Source organism: Bacillus nakamurai, assembly GCF_001584325.1.
Lineage (GTDB): Bacteria > Bacillota > Bacilli > Bacillales > Bacillaceae > Bacillus > Bacillus nakamurai.
The window spans coordinates 457,671-465,865 of sequence record NZ_LSAZ01000041.1 but is presented as its reverse complement, the minus strand read 5'-3'; the positions used below and the strand labels follow the sequence as shown (position 1 = coordinate 465,865).

The following is an 8,195-nucleotide window of genomic DNA, read 5'->3' as shown; positions in this document are numbered from 1 at the left end:
GAGGGATATTAATGTCAGAATTTAAGCAACAGGAGTTGTTCTGGAGCAGCATGTTCAATGCGGAAGATCGTCCCAGTGCAGTCCCTTCGTTTCAAATGTCGAGCTCAACTTTAGAACACGATGCATCGAGTGCCCCTAACTGTATTCAAAGTTCATTGAGCTCCGATGTATCCCTGCGCATCATGACCATTACGAATAAAACGCCAATGGCCGTCTATATGGTTCTCCTGGTTGGAATTGAGTGTCTTTTGTACAAATATACGGGGGAAGAGGGCGTTATTATAGGTGTTCCAACCTTTGAAGACGAAACCGATGAAGACCTTCGATTAGACCAAATCATGTTAATCAAACAAAACATAAATGCGGACAGCACGTTTAAATCCATATTTAATGAATTCAAACATACGCTGAACGGAGCCATCTTAAATCAGCACGTTCCTTTCGATAAAATGGTCGGTCCATTAAATTTGAACTATGATTCGATTCATTTGCCAATGATCCATACGATCGTATCATTAGATCAAATTCACCCCATTCGTTTTATAGAAACGGCTGCTTCTGATACGTTATTTCAGTTTTCCATAGAAAATGATTCGATTCATTTAAAGTTAACTTATGATGAACAAGCTTATGATCGCCAGTATATGATGCAAGTGATCGAACATTTAAATCGTATTTTTTCGATCATGTTATTTCAAGCCGATCTTGCCATCGGCCATCTTGATATTTTGTCCGAGGCGGAAACAAATAAATTCCTCGTTGACTATAATCATACGGCAGCCGAGTATCCAATGGAAAAAACGATTCATCAATTGTTTGAGGAACAAGCGGAACGAACGCCGGATCAAACGGCTGTCATCTATGGGGAGAAGCAATTCACGTATCGTCAACTCAATGAACGGGCCAATCAATTAGCTCGAACGTTAAGGGCCCATGGCGTGCAAGCGGATCGGCTCACAGCTATCGTCAGCGAACATAGCATCGAGTTGGTTGTGGGAATACTGGCCATATTAAAAGCCGGCGGAGCCTACGTACCGATTGCTCCGGATTATCCGGAGCATCGCATACAGTATATATTAGACGACTCCAAAGCGGAGATCGTCTTGACGCAGCGCCATCTTCGGAAGCGATTAGCCCATGCAGGCACGAACATTCTGTTGGATGAGGAAAGCTCTTATCACGAAGATCACTCTAATCTGGAGAAGATCAGCAGTGCGAAGGATTTGGCATATGTGATCTATACGTCAGGTTCTACGGGCAGCCCCAAAGGCGTATTAATTGAGCAACAAGGCTTAACCAATTATATTTGGTGGGCTTGCGGGATATATGTGAAAGGAGAGAAAACCACTTTTCCGCTATATTCGTCCATCGCTTTCGACTTAACGGTAACGTCTATTTTTACGCCGCTCATCAGCGGAAATGCCATCATTGTCTATGGAGGAGAAGACAAGGCGTCTTTGCTTTCAGCCATTGTACAGGATTCCAGAGTGGATATTATCAAGCTGACCCCTGCTCACTTGAAGTTATTGAAAGAAATGAACATTTCCCATGAGTGCACAATCCGGAAAATGATTGTAGGCGGCGACAATTTAAGCGCAGGGCTGGCCCGAAGCATCAGCGAGCAATTTCAAGATCAAATTGAAATCTTTAACGAATACGGGCCAACGGAAACCGTCGTCGGATGTATGATTCATTCCTGCGATCCGGAGAAAGACAGACGAGAATTCGTGCCAATCGGTACGCCCGCGGCCAATATGAACATTTATGTGCTGGATGCCGATATGAAGCCGGTGCCGATCGGCGTTCCCGGAGAAATGTATATTGGCGGGGCCGGAGTAGCCAGAGGATATTTGAACCGGCAGGAATTAACAGCAGAGAAGTTCGTCCAGCATCCTTTCGTGCCCAGAGCGAACATGTACAGAACGGGGGATTTAGCCAGACGGCTGCCGGACGGAAATATCGAGTATTTAGGCCGGATCGATCACCAGGTGAAAATCCGAGGTTACCGTATTGAAATCGGTGAAGTCGAAGCAGCCTTTTTCCATATACCGTCGCTTCAAGAAGTCACCGTTATTGTGCAAGAAATCAACGGGGACGCATCCTTGTGCGCCTATTATACCGCACATCATCCTTTAACCGCAGGCGAGCTTCGGGAACAGCTATCCCACAAGCTTCCTTCCTATATGATACCTGCTTATTTCGTTCAGTTGAAAGCGATGCCGCTTACTTCCAATGGAAAAATAGATCGTCAGGCGCTGCCTTCTCCATTAGGAAATCTCACAGGTATGAACTATATAGCTCCGCGTACAAAACTGGAAAAAATACTAGCCGCAGTATGGGAGTCGGTCTTAGGCTTAGAACGGGTCGGAGTCTCGGATCATTTCTTCGAATTAGGGGGGGATTCGATTAAGTCGATTCAAGTGACCTCAAACTTATACGAAGCTGGATATAAGCTTGAAATCAAACACTTGTTTAAGTACCCAACGATCTCAGAGCTTGTTCCTTACGTAGAATCAATAACCCGAATCGCAGAACAAGGAGAAATCAAAGGTCAGGCTTTGCTGACCCCGATTCAGCATTGGTTTTTTGCCCAGCAATACCCCGAATCACACCATTTTAATCAAGCGGTTATGCTTTTTTGGAAAGAGAGATTGAATGAATCGAAGCTTCGGGAAGTCATGAAAAAGATTACGGAGCATCATGATGCTTTGCGCATGGTCCATGTTCCGACAGAACATGGATACGAAGCTCGAAATCGGGGGATCGATGAAGGCGATCTGTTCAGCCTCGAAGTGATTTCATTATTCAAAGAAACCAATGTTTCCCAAGCGATAGAAACGGTATCTAATGAAATTCAGCAATCCATTCATCTAGCCGAAGGCCCGCTTGTGAAACTCGGATTGTTTCAGTGCCAAGAGGGGGATCATTTGCTGATTGCGATCCATCATTTGGTCATCGATGGCGTTTCATGGAGAATTTTAATCGAGGATATTGCTGCTGCTTATGAGCAGCTTCAAAACGGAGAAGCGATCCGGCTTCCGAAGAAAACGGACTCCTACCTGTTGTGGGCCGAACAGTTGAAACGTTATGCAATAAGCCCTGAATTTGAAAAGAAAAATCAATACTGGTTCGGACGTGAAGATATCCCAGTACATGCATTGCCAAAGGATAACGAGCACGAGATCGGTCTGGCCGAAGACCGGGAAACGTTCATCGTCCAATGGACGGTCGAGGAAACCGAGTGTTTATTAAAAAAATCAAACAGGGCTTATACGACTGAAATTAACGATTTATTGCTGACCGGACTTGGTATCGCTATACATCGCTGGACTGGACATGAAGACATTCTCATTCATCTCGAAGGACATGGCAGAGAGTCTATTATTCCAGATCTCGATATTTCACGTACAATTGGCTGGTTCACAAGCCAATACCCGGTTTCGCTCCAAATCAAGGCAGACCAGGATATCTCACAGCGAATTAAGACAGTGAAAGAAACTTTGCGTCAGATTCCCCAAAAAGGAATAGGTTATGGCCTGATCAAGTATTTGTCAGATCATCTGAAGGCTCCCGAATGCATCGGACATCCGGAAATCAGTTTCAATTATCTGGGTCAATTTGATCAAGATATCCGAAATGGGGGAATCGAGGTATCTCCTTACTCCAGCGGGAAAATAGCCAGCGACAAACACCCTATAGCCTATACACTTGATATCAACGGCATGATTTCAAACGGCCAATTGTCGCTGGCAATCAGTTACTCCGGAAAACAATATCGCAGAGAAACAATTGAAACATGCGCAGATCTCTTAAAAAGCAGTTTGCAGCAAGTCATTGAACATTGTGCAGCTCAAGAACAAATTCAGCTGACGCCAAGCGATATGTCGCTAAAAGAAATGACAATCGACGAATTAGATCGATTTGTACAGCTAACACAGCATCTTGGCGAAATTGAAAATATATACCCTTTAACCCCTATGCAGAAGGGAATGCTGTTCCATAGCTTGATCGATTCGGCTTCCGGAGCTTATTTTGAACAAGCCGCTTTTGACTTGAAAGGCCTCTTGGATATCGAGGCATTTAAGATGAGTTTGGCACAACTGGCCGAAAAGTACGACATTCTTCGAACTCATTTTTACACCGAATGGAAAGAACAGCCGCTGCAGATCGTATTCCGGTCCAAAGGGATCGAAACGGCTGTTGAAGATATTCGCAGCATGAACAGTCATCAACGCAGCGAGTTTATTGCCGATTTTGCGAAAAGAGATAAGGCGCGAGGATTCAATCTCACCCGAGATGCTTTAATGCGCGTATCGATCCTGCGGACAGATGAAGACCAAGCGCGATTGATATGGAGCTTTCATCATATTTTAATGGATGGCTGGTGTTTGCCTCTTATTACGAAAGAAGTGTTTGAAACCTATTATGCGATTCTTGAGCGGAGGCAGCCGAAGCGGGGAGCCGTCACTCCATACAGCCGATATATCGAATGGCTGGATAAACAAGATCACAAGCAGGCAGCAGCCTATTGGCGTAATTATTTGGAAGGCTATGAAGGGCAAACTGTTTTGTTACAAGAACAATCTTCCAACCAGGCCAAAGGATACGAAAAAGGAGAGCATGCGTTTCGTTTAGGAAAGCAGCTCACAGACGAGATCAAACGGGCCGCAAGCCACCATCAAGTCACCGTCAATACATGGATACAAACCGCATGGGGCTTATTGCTGCAAAGATATAACGGGAGTCAGGATGTCGTTTTCGGCACGGTCGTATCCGGCCGGCCGGCAGAAATTCCGGGAATTGAAACCATGGTCGGTTTATTTATCAATACCATTCCCGTACGTATTTATACTCAGCCTGAAATGACAGTTGAACAAGCATTGAAAACGAATCAGGAGCGGGCACTGGCTTCTCAGGCATACGATACATTTCCCTTGTATGAAATTCAGGCTCAAACTGAGCAAAAACAGCAGTTGGTCAGTCATATTATGGTGTTTGAGAATTACCCTGTCGAGAAACAAATGGAGCATATGAAGCAGGACCACACCTCATTAGACATTACCGATTTTCATATGGATGAACATACCCATTACGATTTTAATTTCATTGTGATACCGGCTGAGGAAATTGAAATTCATTTTGTGTACAATGGTTATGTTTATGATCAAGCAAGTGTCGAGCGGATGCAGGCGCATTTTATGCAAATCATCAAGAAAATGGCGGAAGATACGGCGATTCGCGTCAAAGAACTGGATATATTAACAGCGGACGAACGATCGCTCTTCGCAGACAAGTTTAACGATACGGCGGCCGAGTATCCAAAGGAAAAGACGATTCATCAATTGTTTGAGGAACAAGCGGAGCGAACGCCGGAGCAGACGGCGATAGTTTTTGAGGATAAGAAGCTGACGTATCGCGCATTAAATGAACGCGCCAATCAGCTGGCCCGAACCTTGGTCGCCAAAGGACTTCAATCTGAGCAGCTTGTCGGCATTATGGCGGATCGTTCGCTGGAAATGATGGTCGGGATTTATGCAATCCTGAAAGCGGGCGGCGCCTACGTGCCGATCGACCCTGATTACCCGGAGGAGCGCATCCGGTACATTCTGGAAGATTCAGGAGCAAGAATACTGCTTACACAGCGTCACGTGAAGGAACCGGCTGCTTTTGCGGGTACGGTCGTCGATCTCGATGATACTTCTGTTTACGATGACGACGGTTCGAACCTAAAGCCGCTGGCCGGTGCGGACGATATGGCCTATGTCATCTATACCTCGGGATCGACCGGAAAACCAAAGGGGGTTATGGTGGAACACCGGCCGGTTATAAACCGGCTGATGTGGATGCAAGAGACTTACCCGATCGGCAGCGGCGATACAATTTTGCAAAAGACGGCGATCACCTTCGATGTATCAGTGTGGGAGCTGTTCTGGTGGGCTTTGGCTGGTGCAAAGATGTGTCTGCTGCCGCCCGGCGGTGAGAAATACCTTGAAATGATTTGGAACACGATTGAAGAGCAGGGCATCACGACGATGCATTTCGTCCCGGCTATGCTGCATGCCTTCCTGGAGTATGCGGAAGGACAACCGGCGCACAGACAAATGAAGCTTCGTACGTTGCGGCAGGTATTTGCGAGCGGGGAGGCGTTGACTCCAGCACATACAGCAAGGTTCCATCGCTTTATCACGCCTGTGAACGGTGCCCGGCTGATTAACCTGTACGGCCCGACAGAAGCAACGGTGGATGTGTCGTACTTTAACTGTGAGGCGGACCAAGCGTATGCATCTGTACCTATCGGCAAGCCGATCTCAAATATACAGTTGTACATGATGACGCCGGGATCGATGCAGCTGCAGCCTGTCGGGGTACCGGGAGAGCTGTGTATCGCAGGCGACGGACTGGCGCGGGGCTACCTAAACCGCCCGGAACTGACATCAGAGAAGTTCGTGGACCATCCATTCGAAGCTGGCAAGCGGATGTATCGGACAGGAGACTTAGCGAGGTGGCTGCCGGACGGGAACATCGAATATTTGGGACGAATCGATCATCAGGTGAAAATTCGAGGCTACCGCATCGAACTCGGCGAGGTAGAAGCGGCTTTATTGCAACTGGAATCCGTCAAAGAAGCAATCGTTATCGCGATCGAAGAAGAGGGCTCCAAGCAGCTGTGTGCTTACTTAGTAGGAGACGAATCATTAAAAACGCTGCAGCTCAAGCAGCAATTGCTGCACAAACTGCCTGCGTATATGATTCCAGCCTATTTTGTACGGGTAGAGGAAATGCCATTAACAGCGAATGGTAAAATCGATCGAAAAGCTTTACCTGCTCCTGACGGAAATATGCCGACCGGAACCGAATACGCGGCACCCAGAACGTTGGTTGAAAAGCAGTTGTTCGAGATATGGAAGGAAGTTTTGGCTCATTCTGACCTCGGGATTAAAGACAACTTCTTTGACGTTGGCGGCCATTCGCTCAAAGTATTGCAATTAATTCATCAAATTAACGCGGTCATGGGCATCAAAATGCATTATCACGCCGTTTATGATTTCCCTACAATCGAGACAATGGCACCCGCTATTCAAGCAGCGGCCTCAGAGTCCAAGACGGACAGCGTATTCGTCAAGATGAATCAGAATGGTTCGATGCCTGTGTTCTGTTTCCCGCCTTTAATCGGGTATGGGCTGGTTTATAATGAAATGGCGAAAAGACTTGATGGCGACTGCGTCGTCTATGCCGCTGATTTTATAGAAGAGCCGTCTTATGAGAAACCGATGATCGACCGGTATGTAGAAAGCATAATAGGCATCCAAGAACAAGGGCCTTATGTGTTGCTTGGTTATTCTTCAGGATCGAATTTGGCTTTTGAGGTTGCCCAAGCCATGGAGCAGCGGGGATGCGCTGTATCCGATGTGATTATGCTGGATTCTAAAATAACCACTTCGGTGTCTCATTTATCGGAAGAGGAAATCGAAGAGATTGTCCATCTGAATCTGGATATCATTCCGGATTATTATAGAGAATTATTAACCATTCCTTCGATTAAGGATAAAATCAGAGGCTATCTTGCGTACCATAATCAGCTGATCAATTCCGGTGCCGTCAACGCCAGCATTCACCATTTGTTATGCGACGATTTGATCGAAAGAGGATGGACGCAAGCAACTGCAAACAATTACCTGGAATACACATTAAAGGGAGAACATGTGACAATCTTCGAACCTCAAAATATCGAAGAAAATGTGAATACGATTCGGTCTATTGTCAAAAGGATTGAAGAACGGCTGCATGACGGACTTGTTCTTCATGAACAGCTGACATCAGGATCGTTTGCTGGAGACACAAAGTTTGATAAAAGTTAATGGGTACTGATTGAAGTAAGGTGTTAACGATCAGAAAATGCCGCTGATATGACGCAGCGGCATTTTTTTGATTGAAAACGAGGGAGCATCTTTACAACAAAGGTTTGTTATAATCAGGTGTTTCTTTCATCTAGTTTACATAATATATATTCTAGGAAGTAACATTTCAGAATGAAATTCTTGTCTCATTAGAAAAGTATACTTAAGAAAATGAGACAAGAATTAAAAAAAGAATTCATTTACGTTTTAATTACTTGTATACATAACAAGTTCCATCGATAATGGATACACATGTATAGGTGTCATAATAAGATCTGCCTTCACCGTCTCTAAAGA

Annotated in this window: 1 protein-coding gene; it reads left to right on the top strand. The window is 45.5% G+C overall.

All coding sequences use genetic code 11. The features are described 5' to 3' along the window. Positions 1–11 precede the first annotated feature (11 nt). The gene (locus AXI59_RS17195; protein ID WP_061528815.1) at positions 12–7,859 is read left to right on the top strand and encodes a non-ribosomal peptide synthetase; all 7,848 of its coding nucleotides are present in this window, start codon (positions 12–14) and stop codon (positions 7,857–7,859) included. Positions 7,860–8,195: the final 336 nt, after the last annotated feature.

Coding starts and splice junctions, on each gene's coding strand:
- AXI59_RS17195 (WP_061528815.1), top strand. CDS start 12: ATGTCAGAATTTAAGCAACAGGAGTTGTTCTGGAGCAGCATGTTCAAT.